Here is a 15,990-nt window from a genome sequence, read left to right on the forward strand (position 1 = left end):
CCTCCGGCGGGCCGTGCGGCGGAAGGTGGTGCTCCCACCCCCGTGGAGAGCACCGCCTTCCGTGGCGCCGGGTCGGTTCGCGGCCGGCCGGTGCGATCCCCCTGGGAGATCAAGGAGTTGGACCACGCACCCCGGCGGATGGTTGTACGGGCGGAGAGAAAAGATCATGGACGGGCCGGAACACACGGCCGGCGATGCAGCCGGGCACTGCGGCCGGGCACTGCGGCCGGGCATGCGGGAGGCCCCGCGCGAACGTGTCGCGCGGGGCCTCCCGGCGGAAGCGGTACGGCCCTACTCGGCCGGCTTCTCCTCCAGGCGCGGGAACAGCACCGCGCCCTTGGTGACGGTGGCGCCGACGGGCAGCAGGCCCCAGGTGCCGGCGTCCTGCACGCGCTGGTCGGCCAGCGGTCCCAGGTCCGCGGCCTCGGCACCCAGCGACTCCCACAGCTTCTGCGAGGTCTCCGGCATGACGGGGTTCAGCAGGACGGCGACGGCGCGCAGCGACTCGGCCGCCGTGTACAGGATCGTCGCGAGGCGGGCCCGGCCCTCCTCCGACTCGTCCTTGGCCACCTTCCACGGCTCCTGCTCCGTGATGTAGCCGTTGACCTGCTTCACGAAGTCGAAGATCGCCAGGATGCCGCCCTGGAAGTCCAGCTCCTCGCCGATCTTCCGGTCCGCCTCGGCCACGGCCTTCGCCATGCCCTCCGCGATCGCCTTCTCGGCCTCGCCGGCGGCGGTCGCCTCCGGCAGGGTGCCGCCGAAGTACTTGCCGACCATGGCGGCCAGGCGCGAGGCGAGGTTGCCGTAGTCGTTGGCCAGCTCGGACGTGTAGCGGGCGGTGAAGTCCTCCCACGAGAACGAGCCGTCCTGGCCGAACGCGATCGCGCGCAGGAAGTACCAGCGGTACGCGTCCACGCCGAAGTGCGAGGTCAGGTCCTGCGGCTTGATGCCGGTCAGGTTCGACTTCGACATCTTCTCGCCGCCGACCATCAGCCAGCCGTTGGCCGCGACCCGGCCGGGGACCGGCAGGCCCTGCGCCATCAGCATGGCGGGCCAGATGATCGCGTGGAAGCGGAGGATGTCCTTGCCGATGAGGTGGACGTTCGCCGGGAACGTCTCCTGGAACTTCGCCGGGTTCTCGTTGTAGCCGACCGCCGTCGCGTAGTTCAGGAGCGCGTCGATCCACACGTAGATGACGTGCTTGTCGTCCCACGGCACGGGGACGCCCCAGTCGAAGGTGGACCGGGAGATCGACAGGTCCTCAAGACCCTGCTTGACGAAGTTCACGACCTCGTTGCGCGCCGCCTCGGGCTGGATGAAGCCCGGGTTGGCCTCGTACAGCTCGATCAGCTTCGGGCCGTACGCGGAGAGCTTGAAGAAGTAGTTCTCCTCCTTGAGGATCTCCACCGGCTTCTTGTGGACGGGGCACAGCTTGGTGCCGGCCTCGTCCTCGATCAGGTCGCCGGGGAGCTTGTACTCCTCGCAGCCCACGCAGTACGGGCCTTCGTACCCGCCCTTGTAGATCTCGCCCTTGTCGTACAGGTCCTGCACGAACTCCTGCACACGGTCGGTGTGCCGCTTCTCCGTGGTGCGGATGAAGTCGTCGTTCGCGATGTTCAGGTGCTCCCAGAGGGGCTTCCACGCCTCCGTGACGAGCTTGTCGCACCACTCCTGCGGGGTGACGTTGTTCGCCTCCGCGGTGCGCATGATCTTCTGACCGTGCTCGTCCGTGCCGGTGAGGTACCACACCTTCTCGCCGCGCTGACGGTGCCAGCGCGTGAGCACGTCGCCTGCGACGGTCGTGTAGGCGTGGCCCAGGTGAGGAGCGTCGTTGACGTAGTAGATCGGGGTCGTGACGTAGAACGCCGCGCCCTCGTGCTTCTCGGTTCCAGTGGCCGCCATGGGCGAAATCCTAATCGCCCCGGCGGGCCCGCTTCACCGCGATATCACGGGCTGGACCCCGCCCGGGTGAACGCCTCCCCCGGTGCCCCGGGGGAGGCGCGCGTACGGCCGCTTCCGGCTCAGCGGCGGAATTCGCCCAGAAGACCCTTGACCAGGGCGGACGGGGTGAGCTCCCGGGGCGCCGGCCCGGCGTGGAAGAACCCGGCGTTCTCGGCGTCCAGCTTGCGCAGGAAGTCGAACGCCTTGGACTCGTGCTCACCGAAGGCGACGAACTGCCAGTGGATGTCGTACCGCGCCGCATCCGCCAGCGCCTGCCGCGCCGGCTGCCGGCTGTCGGGCGCCCCGTCGGTCTGGAACACGACCAGCGCGGGCCCCTCGGCCCCGGCCTTCTCGTAGTGCGCGACGACCTCCTCGACGGCCCGGTGGTAGCTGGTCCGCCCCATGTGCCCGAACTCCGCGTGCAGGGCGTCGACCCGGCCCTCGTGGTCGTCGAGCGTCAGGTCCCCGGTGCCGTCGATGTCGGTCGAGAAGAACACGGTGTGCACCGTCGCCTCCTCGTCGAGGTGCGCGGCGAGCGCGAGCGTCTGATCGGCGAGGAACTGCGCACTGCCGTCCTTGTAGAACGGCCGCATCGACCCGGACCGGTCGAGCACGAGGTACACCCGCGCCCGTGCCCCGCCCATCCCGCGTCCCCGCAGCACACTGCCGGCCGCCTTGTACCCGTCGACCAGCCCCTTCCCCTTGGCCCGCACCTGCACCAACGAAAACGCAGGCCCGGCCACGACCTCGGCATCCGCCTCGACGGCAACGGCCTCCGCCTCGACGGCAACGGCCTCCTCGGCAGCGAGGGGCTCGGCCTCGACGACGGCCTCGGCTGTAACGGCCTCCTCGGCAGCGAGGGGCTCGGCCTCGACAACCGCCTCGGCCGTAACGGCCTCCTCGGCGGCAACGGGCTCGGCCTCCGCGACCGCCCCCGCCCCCACCGACTCCCCGTCCCGGGGCGAACGGGCCTCCGGAACGACGGCCTCGCCGGCAGGTACCGCCACCGGCCCCTGCACCGGCACCGGGGCAGCGTCCCCGCCGCCCCGCGCCGGCTCCCCGGCCCCCACCGGAACCGGAACCGGCTCCGCCTCCCGCGGCGCCCCCTGGGCCGGCACCGTCGGGTTGTCGAAGGCCGCGGCCACCAGCTCCGCCGCCGCATCCAGCGGCGCCTTGTCATCCGCGCCGCCCTGCGTCGGCACGCCCGCCTCGACGGCGGCAGCCCGGTCGCCCTGCGCCGGAAGCGCCGCCTGTACCTGCTCCTCGCCCCCGGCGTCCGCAGCGGCGGCGGCAGTGGCTTCGCCCTCCGCCCGCTCGCGGCCGAACACCTTGCGCAACAGACTCCGAATACCCATGGGCGAGGCCTTTCGCATGAGCTACACGAGCTAGGGGGTGCGTTGTTTGTCCGAACTGCGGGGTTGATGGGGCAAAGATCCCTGCCCAGAGTGGACACGTAAGGTTATCGGTCCCGCGCCCGGTTACCAGGGAGGGGCGCCCTTAAAACGGAGCCCCCGGGGCCACCCTGCCGCGCTGCCTCCCCTCGTACCCCGCCGCCTCCGGCGAACTCCCGCACCGACGTGCCGGGTTCATCGCTCGTTCACCCGCAGTCCCCCGAAGTGGCGCAACCCCGCCCTAGCGTCACGGCTGGATTCGTTCCGACACGATGTCGGCGCAGGGGGCGTCGCCGTGTACCCAACCGGAGGACATTCGTGCGCAAGCTCCTGCCGCTCATCAGCACCCCGCACTCGGGCGGTCGTTCCGCGCTCACCTGCCGCTTCCGCTGCGGGGACGCCTGCTTCCACGAGGTGCCGAACACCTCGGACAACGAGTACGTCGGCGACGTCATAGCCGGCGCCCTCTCCCGCCGCTCGATGATGCGCGCCGCCGCCGTGGTGACCGTCGCCGCCGCGGCCGGCACCGCCGCCGTCACCGGCAACGGCGGGGCCACCGCCACCGCCGCCACCGTCCCGGCCGGCACCGCCCCCAAGGACACCGGCGCCGCCCGCGGCCTCCGCTTCACCCCGGTCGCCCCGAACACCGCCGACCAGGTCACCATCCCCGAGGGCTACGAGCAGAACGTCGTGATCCGCTGGGGTGACCCGATCCTGCGCGGTGCGCCGGCCTTCGACGCCAAGAACCAGACCGCCGCCGCCCAGGCCGGCCAGTTCGGCTACAACAACGACTTCCTCGCCCTGCTCCCGCTGGACGGCGACTACGAGCGGCAGCAGCTGCTCGTCGCGAACCACGAGTACACCGACGAAGTCCTGATGTTCGCCAACTACGACCCGGCGAACCCCACCCGCGAGCAGGTCGAGATCGCCTGGGCCGCGCACGGCCTCGGCGTCGTCGTGGTCCAGGAGGACCACCGCAGCGGCAAGCTCACCGCCGTCCGCCGCCACCAGCTCAACCGCCGCCTCACCGCCACCAGCGAGTTCCGTCTGACCGGCCCCGCGGCCGGCAGCGACCTGGTGAAGACCTCCGCCGACGCCACCGGCACCAAGGTCCTCGGCACCCTCAACAACTGCTCCGGCGGCACCACCCCGTGGGGCACCACCCTCCACGGCGAGGAGAACTTCAACCAGTACTTCGCCAACGGCGGCGCCGTCACCGAGCCCGTCCAGGCTGCCCGCCTCAAGCGCTACGGCGTCACCGGTGCCGCCTCCGAGCGCAAGTGGGAGCGCTTCGACAAGCGCTTCGACGTGCTCCAGGAGCCGAACGAGGCCAACCGGTTCGGCTACGTCGTCGAGCTCGACCCGTACGACCCGACCTCGACCCCGCGCAAGCACACCGCGCTGGGCCGCTTCAAGCACGAGGGTGCGCAGCCCCGCCTGACCGAGGACGGCCGTCCGGTCGTCTACTCGGGCGACGACGAGCGCTTCGACTACTTCTACAAGTTCGTCTCCTCGAAGAAGATGAAGAAGGGCAAGTCCCGCGCGGCCCGGGCGTACAACCTGACCCTGCTCGACGAGGGCACCCTGTACGTCGCCAAGCTGACCGGCGACTCCCCGGCAGCCCAGATCGACGGCACCGGCAAGCTCCCGGCCGACGGCGAGTTCGACGGCAGCGGCGTGTGGATCCCGCTGGTCACGGCCAACGCCGACGGTGCCGTCTCGCACGTCCCCGGCATGACCGCCGAGGAGGTCTGCGTGTTCACCCGCGAGGCCGGTGACAAGGTGGGCGCCACCAAGATGGACCGCCCCGAGGACATCGAGCCCTCGCCGCGCACCGGCCGCGTGTACGTCGCGCTGACCAACAACAAGGACCGCGGCGCCGCCGGCAAGGCCGCGGCCGACGAGGCCAACCCGCGCAACAGCAACAAGCACGGCCAGATCCTGGAGCTCGCCGAGAACTGGAACGACCCGGCCTCCGACGGTTTCGCCTGGCGCCTGTTCCTGGTCGCCGGCGACCCGAACGACCCGTCCACGTACTTCGCGGGCTACCCGAAGGACAAGGTCAGCCCGATCTCCTGCCCGGACAACGTGGCCTTCGACTCGCACGGCAACCTGTGGATCTCCACCGACGGCAACCAGCTCGGCTCGCACGACGGCCTGTTCGGCGTCGCCACCCAGGGCCCGCGCCGCGGTGAGCTGAAGCAGTTCCTGACCGTGCCGCGCGGCGCGGAGACCTGCGGCCCGCTGATCCAGGACCGCCGGGTCCTGGTCGCCGTCCAGCACCCGGGCGAGCTCGACGGGGCCTCCGTCGAGAACCCGATGTCCGCGTGGCCCGACGGCCCCGGCAAGATGGTCCGCCCGGCCGTCGTGAGCGTCTGGCGCAAGGACGGCCGCAACATCGGCGTCTGAGTCCGAGCCGAGGGGTGTTTCACGTGAAACAAGGTGTTTCACGTGAAACACCCCTCACGCGTTCTCCGGCCCGGGTCCGAGCGGCAGCGTGAGCGTGGTGACCGCCCCGCCGTCCGGTGCGTTGGCGAAGGTCAGCCGGATGCCGAGCACGGCAGCCTGGCCGGCCACGATGGTGAGCCCCAGCCCGTGCCCCTTCCCCCGCCCGGGATCGCCCGTACGGAACCGCTTGGGCCCCTGGCGGATCAGTTCCGGCGGGTAGCCGGGCCCGTGATCGCGCACGGACACCACCGGGCCGGTCACCGTGACCGTGACCGGGGGCTGCCCGTGCCGGTGAGCGTTGACCAGCAGGTTGGTGAGGATCCGGTCCAGCCGCCGCCGGTCGGTCAGCACCTGAGCCGGATCCTCCGTCCGCACCTCCGCCGCCAGCCGGGACGCGGCCACGATCCGTTCGACCGCCGGCCCGAGAGGGCACGGCGCGAGGTCGGGCTTCTCGGCCCCGGCGTCCAGCCGGGAGATCTCCAGCAGGTCCTCGGTCAGCAGGTGCAGCGCCCGCAGCCGGTCGTTGATCATCTCCTTGGGGCGGCCCTCGGGCAGCAGCCCGGCCGCGGCCAGTGACCCGGTCAGCGGGGTGCGCAGCTCGTGGGCGACGTCCGCGGTGAACCGCTTCTCGGCCTCCAGCCGGTTCTGCAGGGTCTCGGCCATGGTGTCCAGCGCGACGGCGACGTCCCGTACCTCGTCGTGGTGCCGCCGCACCCGGCCCGGCTCTTCCCCGTCCGCCGGAGGCGACCCGTCGAGGGCCACCCGGGCGTCCAGGTCCCCGTCGGTGATCCGCCGGGCCACCGCGGCCGTCCGTGCCAGCCGCCGGCTGATCCGCCCGGCCAGGAACAGGCCCGCCAGCGCCACCGTCCCGGCGGCCAGCCCGGCGGAGGCGAGGATCGCGGTGTCGATGGCCCGCAGCCGGGACCGGGTGCTGCCGTACGGGATCCAGACCGCCAGCGCCTTCCCGTCGGCCGGTGCCGCCGCCCACATGACGGGCTTCCCGTCGCGCTCGCCCACCATCGAGCCGCTGTGCCCCTCGGCGACCAGCCGGGCCAGCGGCACGGGCAGCTCGGCCGGGTTCAGCGCCATGGCCACGTCCCCGTGCGCGGTGCCGTACGCGTAGTGGGCGAGCGCGTGGTCGAGGACGGCCTGTACTTCCTTGCGGACCTCGCCGACCACCTGCCGGGCCACCACGTTGTGCACGAGGATCCCCAGCACGGCGGCCACCGCGCAGCAGACCGCGGTGGTGGTCGCCGCGATCTGCCACCGCAGGCTGGTCGCCCGCCGTATCCAGGACACCGTCAGCCCCCGCCGTTCGGGCAGGGCCGGTCCGGGTCCGGGAGGCTGGGACAGTCGTCGAGGGTGAGCTGCTGGAGGGTCATGGTGCGGGTGTCCGGGTCCCACTCGTAGTCCGAGACGGACACGTACGACGGGTTGGTGGTCGGCTCGCGGACCGCGAGGTGCCCGGCGGCCACCTCGACGCCCTCCAGGACCCCGCGCCGGGCCAGCACGCGCACCACCTTGCCGCCCTGCACGGTGTAGACGCGCAGCTCGGACAGCCGCCCGTCCACGTCCACGGCGGTGATCAGCTCGTCCTTGCCGTCGCCCGTCAGATCGTGGAAGACGGGCGGGCGCACCGCGCAGTCCGCGGGCGGCGGCCCGTCCTCCGGGCACTGCGCGAGCCGCTGCGCGGCCCGCGGGTCCACGAGCCGGCCGGTGCCGCCGTCCGCCCGCGTCGCCGACTCGATGTCCGCGCGCACCAGGCCCAGCACGTCGGCCCCGCGCATCCCGCCCTCCGGCACCGCCACCCCCGGCACGACCGTCGCGTCCCCGGCGGACTGACCGGGCGCGGCGGGCGAGGGATGCCGGTCCGGCCACAGCGCCTTCGGCGCGTTCACTTCTCCCCGGTCCCCGTCGTCCCGCACCCCCTCCGCGTCGGCGCACCCGGCGAGCCCGGCCAGGGCACCCAGCAGGACCAGACCCGCCCGGACACCCGGGCGCGGGCCCCCGGACCTGCGGGACACCACCTGCCACATGCTCCGATGCTCTCCCGCGGCCCCCGCGCCGGCCCCGGCGGATGAGCCGTTCGGGCGACGCCGCGGCGGCCGCTCAGGCCGGCGACGTGATCGCCAGGGCGGCCGCGACCTCCTGCCGCACCGGATCGAGCACCCCGCCCCCGGCCGCGTCCCCGGCCGCCCCGCTGCCGGCGTCCGCCGCCGTGACCCGGGCGCCCGCCGGATGCGGGCTGCTGCGGACCACCGCCGCCAGGTCCCGCAGCCGGGCGGTGACCTCCTCGACCTCCTGCCGGGCGGGCGGCGGCGCCCCGTGGTTCACCCGCACCCGGGCCGCGGTCGTCGCGTCCACGATCCGCTCCACGGCCACCACCAGCGGCCACCACGCGGAGGCCCGGGTCCCGGTCGGCGGCGGCTCCGTCAGGGCCCGCTGGAACTCGGACCGGACACCGGACAGGTCCCGGTAGATCCGCCGCCGGGCGTGCACCCGGGCCGTCCGGGCCGCCCGCAGCGCGGCCTCGTCCGCCGGCACCTCCCCGAACGCCCGCTCCACGTACCGCGCGGCATCCTCCACGGTGTCCGCCAGCCGGTCCCCGAGCCGGCTGCGCCAGCTCTCCGGCCACAGCAGGTACCCGGCCACCAGCGTGATCGCGCACCCGATCAGGCTGTCGAACAGCCGCGGCCGGATCAGGTCGAACCCCTGGTGGTTCAGCAGGTCCGACAGCAGCAGGATCACCGGCGTGATCGCCGCCGTCTGGAACACGTACCCCTTGGCCGAGAACGCCGGGATCAGCGCGCCCAGCACCACCATCACCGGTACGTCCCACCAGCCCCGGGGCACCTCTGCGAGCACCGCCGCCGCGACCACCAGCCCGCCCGCCGTGCCGAGCGCCCGCAGCACGGCCCGCGAGAACACCGACCCGAAGTCCGGCTTCAGTACGAACGTCACGGTCAGCGCGATCCAGTACGACCGCTCGAACTCGACCAGCGACACCAGCGCCTGCGCCAGCCCGATGCACAGCGCCAGCCGCAGCCCGTACCGCCAGGACTCCTTCGACAGCGTCACGTCCCGCACCGCCCGCCGGACCCGCACCCGCAGCGCCGCCGGCCGCCCCAGCCGGTCGTCGACGTTGTACGGGTCGGGCCCCGCCGGATCCGCGATCGTCGCCGCGTACCGCAGGGCGGCGTCGATGGCCTTCTCCGTCGGCCGGTCCGGCGGGGCGGGCAGGGCCGGTGCAGGGACCGCGGTGCGCCCCTCCTCGACGGCTGCGGCCAGCTCCCTCACCGCCGCCGGGATCTCCGGCGGCAGCGGCCGCCCGCGCAGATGTGCGGCGGGTGCCGCCTCGACCAGCGGGATGACGATGTTCAGCTGCGCCAGCAGCCGCACCAGCTCGGGGCTGCGGCCGTGCACCCGGGCCCGGCGCCCCAGCACCAGGTCGTACGCCTGGTTGAGGGCGGCGGTGACCGCCACCCGGCGCTCCTCGTACCCGGGGCCGCCGGCCGCCTCCAGCAGGTCGGCCAGCGCCCGGTAGGTGGCGGCGACCGCGGCCCGCTCCGGTTGCCGGCCGCGCAGCGGCCAGCCCAGCAGGGTGAGCAGGAGGACGAACAGTCCGCCGGCGCTGAGCAGCACCGGCGCCGTCCACCACGGCTGCGGCATCGCGAGCCCGGCGCCCACCACCGCGTTCAGCAGGAGCAGCAGCCCGGACACGGAGGCGACCGAACCGATCGAGGAGATCATTCCGGAGACGAGGGCGATCAGCGTGAGGACGCCGACGGCTGCCCAGCCGCTGCCGTAGACGAGGGTGCCCAGGGTGACGCCGACCGCGCCGAACAGCTGCGGCACGGCGATGTTCAGGATCCGCATCCGGTACGCGTCGGCGGTGTCGCCGATCACTCCGGACAGCGCGCCCATGGAGACGAGGGCCCCGTACTGCGGCTCGTCGAGGGCGAATCCGGCGGCGAGCGGGGCGGCGAGCGCGATGCCGGCCCGGGCCACGGCCGCCCACGGGACCGGCGCAGGGCCCGGCCGCAGGCCGCTGAGCAGCCAGCCGGGCGGGGTCAGGGGGAGGGTACGGGGTCGTGCGGGCCGTGTCCGGTCCGTGCCCTGATGGGTGCTCATTCCGCTTCCGTGCCGCTGGTTGGGGATCCGGTTCGCGAATCGTTCCTTCTGTGCGTTCTGCGCGGTTTCCAGCCTATGGGGTCGTTCGGATCGTTTGGTCCGGGTGGGGTGCCTCCGGGGTGCCCGGACCGGACCCGCCCGCCCGCCGCCGCGCGATCCGGCCCGCCGCCCACGCGCCGAGCGCCAGCACCGCACCGGCCGCCAGGACCACCCAGGCCGAGGTCCGCAGGAAGGCGGTCAGGGCGTCGTACACCGCGGCCGCCGCCGGCCGGTCCACGTCGGGGGGCAGGTCCCGGAGGGTGCGGCGGCGGCCTTCCGGGACCGCGGCCGCCAGCAGCAGCGCCCCCAGGGCCAGCCCGGTGCCGACCGCGACCAGCACGCGCAGCCGCCGGCGGGCCCCCGCCACCGCGCCCGCGACCAGCACGAGGGCCAGGAGCGGCAGCCACAGCCCGGCCACCTGCAGGACGTGGAATCCCTTGCGGAGCGCGCCGAGGTTCTCGTACTCCAGCACCGTGATCGCCACGTGCCCGACCGGGATCCGGTCCGCGAACGGCACCCCGTCCGCGATGAGGTCGGCCCGCACCTGCTCGATCACCGGTGCCAGGTCCACGCTGACGGTGTTGCCCTCGCCGCTGCTCAGAGCTTCGAAGAAGGCCTCGTGCGCGGCCCGGTTGGCGGTGTTCCACGCGGTCTGGAAGTTGTCGGTGCCGACGAAGGAGCGGACCGCTTCGGCCAGCAGCGTCTCCAGCCCGGCCTGGAACGGCCCGACGTCGATCTGCCCCGAGATGGCCCGCGTGGCCTGCCGTACGACGGCGTCCTGCACGGCCGGGTCGCGGGCCAGCGGAGCCATCGCCGCCACGTACCGGTCGCGGTCCCCGATCACGCGGTCCGCCCACACCGCGACCGCGCTCAGCGGCACGAGGACGGCGAGCACCACGACCAGGGCCGCCGTCAGGGCCGCCGACAGGGATTTCCGCACGTCACCAGGGAACGACGGGCCGCCGCCGGTGCGCGACCGCTGCTGCTGCGGCCGGGTGGCGCGGCCACTCCGGTGATCCACTTGCCGCCGTCGGTGCGCGGGTGTGCCCTTGAGGGTGGGGAGGCCGGGCCGCCGCGGCGGCGGCCCCCGGACGAAGGAGCCCGACATGGCACATGCGGCACCGGCCGCCGGCCGGCACCAGGGCACGATGCGGCACATCGACACCGGAGCGTGGCTGCGGCCCGTCCTCTTCGGTCTCGTCTACGGCGTGTACGCGGCCTTCATGAAGCGGCAGATGGGCCCGGTCGACGCGGGCAACGTCTTCTACGGCATCCTCTGCGGCGTCCTGTTCGCCGGCATGCTCTTCCTGCTGTCCCGGGTCGGACCGAGCCTGCCGCGCGAACTGCGGGCCGCCGCGTACGGCGCGTTCGCGGGCATCGCAATGGGCTACCTGTACAGCCTGGCCGACGAATCGATCCTGCGCAGCGTCGGCATCGCGCTGGCGGTCGCCGTCCCGATCGGCATCGGCGCCTTCTACCGCTACTACCAGCGCGAGCCCTGACCGGGCGGACGGCGGCCGGACCGGCCCGCCGGTACTTTCGGCGGGCCGGCCGGGACCAAAGCCCGGTCCCGCCGGCCCGCCGGCCCGCGCACACTGGCAGAGGCGCCGGCCGCCGGGCGCCCCGGGGGGGCCCCCCCCGGCCCCCCAACCGACCCGACGGCCCCCCCCCCCCCCCCCCCCCCCCCCCCCCCCCCCCGCCCCCCCCCCGGGCCGCCCGCCCCCCGGCCCGGCCCCCCCCCGGGGGGGCCCCCCCCCCCGGGCCCGGGGGCCCCCCCCCCCCCCCCCCCGCCGGGTGCCCCGGGCCCCCCCGCCCCGGCCCCTCCCCGCGTCCCCCGCCGTGGCCCGGCCACGGCGGGGCCACGGCGGTTACGCGCAGTCGCGCGGCTCCTGCGCGGAGGCCGTGCGCTCGGGCCGCCGCGCCGGAGCGGCCGCCGTGGCGCGCTCGGGCTGCCGCGCGTCCGCCTCGGCGGCCGGTACGGCCTGCGGGCGGGCCGGCGGCGTCTGCGGCCGCGGGGCGATGCGGGAGGCTTCCGCGCGCAGCATGGCGTTCAGCGCGGCGTACGGGTCGAAGGGCATGGCGAAGTCCTCGGGGTGTGTGGGGGTGTGGGGAAGACGTGCGTGGCGTACCGCGCACCTCCTCAGCACCGCAGCACCACGCTCCGCCGCTCATCGAGCGACTCCGGAACCGCCCTGCGCCCCCCACCGGGTCCCCGTACCGCACCGCTCCCCGGGCACCGCTCCCTCCCGGCCCGGCCTGCCCACGGCGCCTGCCGCACCCCCGCCCGCACCGCAACGCGCTGCTCCGTCCCGTCCCCCGCCTGCTCCGCCGACCCCTCCTTGACCGGCTCCCCCGGCCCCCCGGGCACCGGCCCCGGCGCGGGCGCAGGCACCTGCCCGGGCAGCAGGGGCAGCTCGAAGGGCCCGTGGAACGGCACCGGCCGGGGGAGCGGCAGCGGAAGGTCCAGCCGTACCGGAGGCGGCACCCGCAGGCCCGCCCGGGCGGGGTCCGGAGGGGGCGCGGGTACCCGTACGAATGCGCTCGCCCGGTCCGGGGGCGGGGCGAGGTCCGGTGCCCGGGCCGGGACGGCGGCCGTCGACCGGTCGGAGGGCCGCTCCGCGGGCCCGCCCGTCGGCCCCGGCGCCGCGTGGCCGGCCGGTGCCGTGGTCAGGAGCGCGAGCAGCAGGACGCAGGCGGCCGACAGCCACCTCGTCACCGCACAACGCGTCCCGGTCATGCCCTGGATGTGCCCGTCGGGAACCGCTCCCTGCGCACCGGCGCCCGAGAACCCCCCGACCGGGGGAGGCGCCCGGCCCCACCGGCGGCCGAACGGGTGACCCACCCGGTGCGTCCCCCGGCGTGTCGGCCCCGCGCCCGTCAACCCGGCGCCCGCGGGCCCCGGCCCGGATCAGCCGGTCAGCACAGCACGAACAACCCCAGCACCACCGCCGCCGACCCCGTCAGGGAGGCCGCCGCGTGCATCACCACATGGCCGTAGTCGCCGAACACCAGCTGGCGCACCAGGCCGCCGAGGCCGGCCAGGGTGGTGATCACGGCGATCTGGGGGACCAGGGGGACCTGGAGGAAGACCACCAGGAGGAGTAAGGCCGCGCTCAGCCACAAGGGCCCGGTTCCGGTCCAGCCGTGCCAGCTCCAGAAGCCCTTGTGCGCGATCGGGTCGTCCATGCCAGCCCCCCGTTGCGGAAACGACGCTGCGGCACACAACTCCGTGTGCTCACAGCGCCGTTGTACCGGATCGGAGGGCTGTCAGGCAGCCACCGCGGAGGACCCGGAACGATCTGCCGGGGACCCGGCCGCCCGTTCCGGTACGAGGTGCCGGTGCGCCAACTCTCCCAGCAGCAGCCCGATCCCGGCCCACAGCGTGGCCTGGATCGCCAGCGAGGACAGCCGGAACTGCCAGATCAGCGTGGCCGGGAAGCCCGCCGGCACCTCGTCCACGCCCGGCAGCACGGCGTACGCGACCGCCACCGCCGTCACCAGGAAGCCGCCGCCGGCCACCGACGCGTACCAGCCGCCCAGCCGCGGCGCGAGCCGCCGCCCGAGCAGCACCGCGGCCGCGGTCAGCAGCAGACCGAGCACGATCATCAGCAGGTAGAGGGCGGTCCGCCGGCCGGCGGTCGCCGGATCGCCGACCGCCGGCGGATTCGCCGGGTACTTGAAGAACGGCACCAGCGTCACGGCGGCGAACGCACCGCCCGCGACGAACGCCGCCGTCGCCCGCGGCCCGAACCGCCCGACCCGGCCCAGCGCGAAGCACAGCGCGAGCGCCGTGAGCCCGCCGAGCGCGACCCCGTACAGCAGGACGCCCGTACCGAGCCCGGCCGTGGCCTGGAGCGCCCGGCCGACCGGCGCCGCCTCGTGGTGGTGGCCGCCGCCCGACGCGTGCGCGGCCGCCTCCTCCAGCGCGATGGCGTCCTCCACCCGGGGCTCGCCGAGGACGTACGAGACCAGGAACGCGAGCACGCCGGCGGCCAGCCCCGCCAGCATGCCGCGCACCAGCAGGGCCCGTACCGAAGGGGAATTCACGAGGGGAACCCCGGCGCTCAGTGGCAGGGGAAACCGAGCAGGTGGCGGCCGTCGTGCAGCCACTCGTGGACCGTCTCGCCCTCGAACAGGGCCGTCGCGCCCTGCTCGGCGCCGACGAAGTACAGCAGGACCAGCATCAGGACCCCGGTGAACACCGCCCACGGCGCCAGTTCGCGCAGCGGAACGGGCGTCACGGCGGCATCGCTCGCAGGTACGGCGGGCACGGCGGACTGAGCCATGGCAGAACCTCCTGGGGAACACGCGTCCCGGTCATGTGGTGCCCTGAAACGACGGCTGCGGGTCTGACTTCCCTCCCCGCGAGGAGAGGTTCACAGTGGCGCGACCGTGCCGGATTCCCACCGGTACTTCCGTCATACCGTCGTCATGTCGTCCGAGACCGTACCGCTTCGATGGCCTGAACACCACGGCGCGCGAACGCCGTTCTGCGCCCCTGCGCACGCCGTCTACGCTCCCTGCATGAGCAGCGCATCGGTACGCGTACGGCTGTGCACCCGGGACCTCGTCCCCGGATTCCGCTTCGGCGCGTGCGAGGCGCCCCCCGGCGCCCCGCAGCTGCGCGGACCCGACGCGGGCGAGTGGCACGGCCGTTCCCTGGACGAGGTCGCCGCCGCCGACCCGGAGGCGGTCCGCCGCTGGCTCACCGACCCCGCGTACGCGCCCCCCGGCGGCGAGTCCGTCGAGACGCTGGTCGCCCGGGTCGGGACGTGGCTGGACGGCCTGGCGCCGGGCACCGCGGAGGTGGTGGTCGAACAGGCGGTGGTACGGGCGGCCGTCGTGCACGCCCTGGGACTGCCCGCGGCCGTCTTCTGGCGGCTGGACGCACGCCCGGGCACGGTCACCGAACTCAGCGGGCGCGCCGGCCGCTGGAACCTGCGGCTCGGGGCCCCCGCCGAACGGTGACCCGGTGCCCCGCTGATCCGGTGCCCCGCTGATCCGGTGCCCCGCTGATCCGGTGCCCCGCTGATCCGGTGCCCCGCTGATCCGGTGCCCCGCTGATCCGGTGCCCCGCTGATCCGGTGACCCGGAGCGTCAGGCCGTGATCCAGTCGCTGGTGGCGATGACCGGCTGCACGCCGTCACGGTGGATGGTGCCCTCGATCAGGCCGTACATCCGGTCCGCGGCGAAGTACACCTCGTTGTCGTTCTTGAGCCCGAACGGCTCCAGGTCGACCAGGAAGTGGTGCTTGTTCGGCAGGTTGAGGCGCACCTCGTTGACCCGCGCGCAGTGGTCGAGGACCCGCTCGGCCATCGCGTTCAGCGTCTGCTGGAGCGAGTACGAGTAGGTGTCGGCGAACGCCTCCAGCAGGTACTTCCGCACCTTCCTGTACGCCTGGTCCCAGTCGGTCGACGCGTCGTCGGCGGCCAGCCGGGAGTGCGCCCAGCGGGCGGTGACCTTGGTCGCCAGGATGCGGTCGTACGCCTCCCGGAGCGTGGTGTACCGGTCCTTGATGTAGCCGTGGAACTCGGAGTCGGTCGAGTTCATGACCGTCAGCTCCTTGAGGCCGGAGATGACCTGGAGCCCGGTGGTCTCGCTGTACGTGATCTGCGCGGTGCGCACCTCCTGGCCCTTGCGGACGAAGGAGTGCTGCTCCTTGCGGGTCGGTACCGGGATCCGGTCCCAGGCGTACTCCTCGATGCGGATCTGCGCCTCGCGGATCGGCGTCTGGGAGGACACGAAGTGCTTGGCGAGCAGGATGCCGAAGGCCTCGGGGGAGTCGACGCCGTGCTCCTTGGCGAAGGCGTAGACGGTGTTCTTGGTGGTGTCGGTGGGGAGGCAGTTGGCGTTGTCGCCGGTGAGGTGCACGTCGCGGAACTCGCCGCGCAGGGCCACCGAGACGTTCAGGTCCCGGATCTCGTGCCAGGAGCCGTCGCTGCCCTTGCGGGTGACCTTGACGATGCGGTTCTCGGCCTTGCCGTACTGGTTCTGCGCGAGGACGTGCCTGCTCATGGTGTCTTCCTTCGGGTCACGGGTC

14 protein-coding genes are annotated in these 15,990 nt (G+C 74.0%); 3 read left to right on the forward strand and 11 right to left on the reverse strand.

The window, feature by feature from the left end; all coding sequences use genetic code 11:
• Positions 1-291: 291 nt before the first annotated feature.
• A complete protein-coding gene (gene metG / locus LG634_RS01005) occupies positions 292-1,902 on the reverse strand; it encodes a methionine--tRNA ligase (protein WP_226731603.1) in 1,611 nt (536 codons plus the stop codon).
• A gap of 119 nt (positions 1,903-2,021) precedes the next feature.
• A complete protein-coding gene (locus tag LG634_RS01010; RefSeq protein WP_226731604.1) occupies positions 2,022-3,296 on the reverse strand; it encodes a VWA domain-containing protein in 1,275 nt (424 codons plus the stop codon).
• Positions 3,297-3,650: 354 nt separating this feature from the next.
• On the opposite strand from LG634_RS01010, the gene LG634_RS01015 reads away from it, so the two are divergent.
• On the forward strand, positions 3,651-5,741 hold the full coding sequence (locus tag LG634_RS01015) for a PhoX family protein (RefSeq protein WP_226731605.1): 2,091 nt from the start codon (positions 3,651-3,653) through the stop codon (positions 5,739-5,741).
• A 54-nt stretch (positions 5,742-5,795) separates the two neighbouring features.
• On the opposite strand, the gene LG634_RS01020 is transcribed toward LG634_RS01015, so the two are convergent.
• The 4 genes from LG634_RS01020 to LG634_RS01035 all read right to left on the reverse strand — a co-directional run bounded on the left by LG634_RS01020 (position 5,796) and on the right by LG634_RS01035 (position 10,890).
• A complete protein-coding gene (locus LG634_RS01020) occupies positions 5,796-7,085 on the reverse strand; it encodes a sensor histidine kinase (protein ID WP_264202583.1) in 1,290 nt (429 codons plus the stop codon).
• On the reverse strand, positions 7,082-7,816 hold the full coding sequence (locus LG634_RS01025) for a hypothetical protein (RefSeq protein WP_226731606.1): 735 nt from the start codon (positions 7,814-7,816) through the stop codon (positions 7,082-7,084). Before LG634_RS01025 ends, LG634_RS01020 begins: the two co-directional genes overlap by 4 nt.
• Before the next feature lie 73 nt (positions 7,817-7,889).
• Positions 7,890-9,911, reverse strand: a complete 2,022-nt coding sequence (locus LG634_RS01030; RefSeq protein ID WP_226731607.1) for an FUSC family protein — start codon at positions 9,909-9,911, stop codon at positions 7,890-7,892.
• Positions 9,912-9,984: 73 nt separating this feature from the next.
• Positions 9,985-10,890, reverse strand: coding sequence for a hypothetical protein (locus LG634_RS01035; RefSeq protein WP_226731608.1), 906 nt, complete (start codon positions 10,888-10,890; stop codon positions 9,985-9,987).
• Positions 10,891-11,056: 166 nt separating this feature from the next.
• Between LG634_RS01035 and LG634_RS01040 the strand changes: the two genes are divergently transcribed.
• A complete protein-coding gene (locus tag LG634_RS01040; RefSeq protein ID WP_226731609.1) occupies positions 11,057-11,452 on the forward strand; it encodes a hypothetical protein in 396 nt (131 codons plus the stop codon).
• Positions 11,453-11,818: 366 nt separating this feature from the next.
• On the opposite strand, the gene LG634_RS01050 is transcribed toward LG634_RS01040, so the two are convergent.
• The 4 genes from LG634_RS01050 to LG634_RS01065 all read right to left on the reverse strand — a co-directional run bounded on the left by LG634_RS01050 (position 11,819) and on the right by LG634_RS01065 (position 14,236).
• Complete coding sequence (locus tag LG634_RS01050) at positions 11,819-12,028, reverse strand: hypothetical protein (protein ID WP_226731709.1); 210 nt, start codon at positions 12,026-12,028, stop codon at positions 11,819-11,821.
• A gap of 838 nt (positions 12,029-12,866) precedes the next feature.
• Positions 12,867-13,136 (reverse strand): hypothetical protein, encoded by a 270-nt coding sequence (locus LG634_RS01055; protein WP_226731610.1) that lies wholly within the window; start codon positions 13,134-13,136, stop codon positions 12,867-12,869.
• An 81-nt stretch (positions 13,137-13,217) separates the two neighbouring features.
• The gene (locus LG634_RS01060; protein WP_226731611.1) at positions 13,218-13,997 is read right to left on the reverse strand and encodes a CbtA family protein; all 780 of its coding nucleotides are present in this window, start codon (positions 13,995-13,997) and stop codon (positions 13,218-13,220) included.
• Between the two features lie 17 nt (positions 13,998-14,014).
• Entirely contained in the window at positions 14,015-14,236 is a 222-nt protein-coding gene (locus LG634_RS01065; RefSeq protein ID WP_226731612.1) for a CbtB domain-containing protein, read from the reverse strand.
• 238 nt (positions 14,237-14,474) lie between these two features.
• Between LG634_RS01065 and LG634_RS01070 the strand changes: the two genes are divergently transcribed.
• Positions 14,475-14,918: a histidine phosphatase family protein gene (locus LG634_RS01070; RefSeq protein ID WP_308072186.1), complete on the forward strand. Its 444-nt coding sequence runs from the start codon at positions 14,475-14,477 to the stop codon at positions 14,916-14,918.
• Between the two features lie 129 nt (positions 14,919-15,047).
• Here LG634_RS01070 and pucL read toward each other — a convergent pair whose 3' ends face one another.
• Entirely contained in the window at positions 15,048-15,965 is a 918-nt protein-coding gene (gene pucL, locus LG634_RS01075) for a factor-independent urate hydroxylase (protein WP_226731614.1), read from the reverse strand.
• Between the last annotated feature and the right edge of the window lie 25 nt (positions 15,966-15,990).

It is taken from the genome of Streptomyces bambusae (assembly GCF_020532645.1).
In the GTDB taxonomy this organism is placed as follows: domain Bacteria; phylum Actinomycetota; class Actinomycetes; order Streptomycetales; family Streptomycetaceae; genus Streptomyces; species Streptomyces bambusae.

Coding starts and splice junctions, on each gene's coding strand:
- LG634_RS01030 (WP_226731607.1), bottom strand. CDS start 9,911: ATGAGCACCCATCAGGGCACGGACCGGACACGGCCCGCACGACCCCGT.
- pucL (WP_226731614.1), bottom strand. CDS start 15,965: ATGAGCAGGCACGTCCTCGCGCAGAACCAGTACGGCAAGGCCGAGAAC.
- LG634_RS01010 (WP_226731604.1), bottom strand. CDS start 3,296: ATGGGTATTCGGAGTCTGTTGCGCAAGGTGTTCGGCCGCGAGCGGGCG.
- LG634_RS01040 (WP_226731609.1), top strand. CDS start 11,057: ATGGCACATGCGGCACCGGCCGCCGGCCGGCACCAGGGCACGATGCGG.
- LG634_RS01055 (WP_226731610.1), bottom strand. CDS start 13,136: ATGGACGACCCGATCGCGCACAAGGGCTTCTGGAGCTGGCACGGCTGG.
- metG (WP_226731603.1), bottom strand. CDS start 1,902: ATGGCGGCCACTGGAACCGAGAAGCACGAGGGCGCGGCGTTCTACGTC.
- LG634_RS01065 (WP_226731612.1), bottom strand. CDS start 14,236: ATGGCTCAGTCCGCCGTGCCCGCCGTACCTGCGAGCGATGCCGCCGTG.
- LG634_RS01025 (WP_226731606.1), bottom strand. CDS start 7,816: ATGTGGCAGGTGGTGTCCCGCAGGTCCGGGGGCCCGCGCCCGGGTGTC.
- LG634_RS01050 (WP_226731709.1), bottom strand. CDS start 12,028: ATGCCCTTCGACCCGTACGCCGCGCTGAACGCCATGCTGCGCGCGGAA.
- LG634_RS01070 (WP_308072186.1), top strand. CDS start 14,475: ATGAGCAGCGCATCGGTACGCGTACGGCTGTGCACCCGGGACCTCGTC.